Origin of the sequence: Vibrio sp. S234-5, from assembly GCF_000960595.1 — a bacterium.
In the GTDB taxonomy this organism is placed as follows: Bacteria; Pseudomonadota; Gammaproteobacteria; order Enterobacterales; family Vibrionaceae; genus Vibrio.
In genome coordinates, this window is record NZ_JZAM01000356.1 from 1 (window position 1) to 271 (window position 271).

The 271-nt window shown below is 44.6% G+C and carries 2 rRNA genes; both read left to right on the forward strand.

The window, feature by feature from the left end:
* Positions 1 to 85: ribosomal RNA gene (locus tag UF06_RS19005) — 23S ribosomal RNA — on the forward strand; the annotation flags it as partial.
* Between the two features lie 110 nt (positions 86 to 195).
* A 5S ribosomal RNA gene (rrf, locus tag UF06_RS19010) occupies positions 196 to 271 on the forward strand; the annotation flags it as partial.

The following is a 271-nucleotide window of genomic DNA, read 5'->3' on the forward strand; positions in this document are numbered from 1 at the left end:
GAGACTAGAACGTTGATAGGCAGGGTGTGTAAGCGCTGTGAGGCGTTGAGCTAACCTGTACTAATTGCCCGTGAGGCTTAACCATACAACACCCAAAGGGTTTTGGTGGACTCAAAGCAAGAACGAATTGAATGTGTTAAAAAGAACTTAAACAGCTTTCCGAATTATTCTCTAGAAATAGAGAGAAAGAATTTGCTTGGCGACCATAGCGTTTTGGACCCACCTGACTCCATCCCGAACTCAGAAGTGAAACGAAACAGCGTCGATGGTA